This is a genomic window from Mesorhizobium sp. B1-1-5, from assembly GCF_006443065.1.
Lineage (GTDB): Bacteria > Pseudomonadota > Alphaproteobacteria > Rhizobiales > Rhizobiaceae > Mesorhizobium.
On the sequence record NZ_VFWS01000373.1, the window covers coordinates 1 to 1442 of the forward strand.

Genomic DNA, 1442 nt, shown 5'->3' on the forward strand with positions numbered 1-1442 from the left:
GCGCTGTTTTTGCTGGCGCCGTGATCGGTACAAGCTTGCCGGTCTCGTCCAGTGCGGCCATCCCGGCCGGCACGAAAAGGGTGTCGGCGCCGTCAACGGCGTCCATCTCATCCCATCCGCGGACGTCGTTCTGCGTCACCCAGCCAGCATTGTTGGGGCCGCCTAGCGCGATTTGGTTGTATTTTGCCTTCGCTTCGACGCTTGGGCTCAAGAAATCCGAGTCGACGAACCCGGTGTAAAAGCCTTGGTGTCGGTGGTTTTTGGTGAGTAGGTGCAGATCCCCAGAACCGCCGAAGCGACGGTGGATCGGTCGGACGCAATGGACGAGGTGGGCGAGAAACATCTGTTCAGCTGAGGCAAAGGTGGCGTTTTTGTCGCCGGAAAAACCGATCATGATCGGCATCACCCGCAGAACTTCGCAGATTCGCTCCACCTGGAACTTTCTGGTCTCGATGTGCTGACTGTCGACGACGGTCATCTGCATCGGAAGAAACTTGGCGTTCCGATCGACCACCATCATCCGGCCGGTGTTGTTGGCACCACCAAAGTTCCGACGAACCCAGGCGGCGAGGCGGATCAATCCGGCCTCGTTCATGGCACCTTCGACCGACAGCATGCCGCTGGGCCTCACCCCATTGCGATGGAACGCGGCGTGGCTCTCCTCGGTTGCCAGCGCTAGGCCGACTGCCTCCGCGGCGAGACGGACGATGTCAAGCCCATCGATCGTGTCCCAGGATGGTCCTTTCACCTCCCAAATCTGGTCGCCAGTCACGGTTTCCGTGGTGCCGTCGAGGCCGTGAAGCGTATACACGCGTGAGTAGTCGCTATTGGTGCGCTTGGTGACACGGCTCGGATCGAGGAGGATCATCTCCACGATCTCGCCGCGTACGACGTTCTTGAAGGCGTAGGAGCGACCAACGAGATCGACGTGGAAACTCTGCGTTTCCCGGAACTCGAGGCTTGTCATCCATTCGTTAGGCGCCGTCGCCAGCAGATCATACAGCGGATGGTCGCGAGCCTCACGGCGGCCCACCACTACGCGCCCGTTTTTTGTCTTTTCGGTGCGCTGGTAGAGTTTCCATGGCACCGTGGCGTGGCCATCAGCACGAACCCGGCAGCACGCCAGGACCGTCGTGTTCGCCAGCGAGGACTTCCAGTTTACCGAGACACCGGATTTCGATGACCGGTAGCCACCGAAGAAATCCGCCCACATCTCGTCGACCAAGCCATATCGACTTCCGCCCTGGTCCTTTCGCTCCCCGCCGGCGAGGGCCCCGAAGAGACCGCGCATCATGCGTTATCCTGCGGCCGCGGCGATGCACGGCGCGCCAGCACTAGAGCGGCACCGGTCAACATGATGCCGCCGGCGATGAAGGCGGCGGGAGCGTAGATCTGCCAGATCCCGTACACGATCGATCCGGCGCCAGCGATGCCGACGAGAT

General features: G+C 61.4%; 1 protein-coding gene. It reads right to left on the bottom strand.

Features of this window, described 5'->3' with window-relative positions:
* Positions 1 to 1294: phage portal protein (locus tag FJ980_RS31480; RefSeq protein ID WP_140547421.1), on the bottom strand; the 1294-nt coding region annotated here is incomplete at its 3' end.
* Positions 1295 to 1442 lie beyond the last annotated feature (148 nt).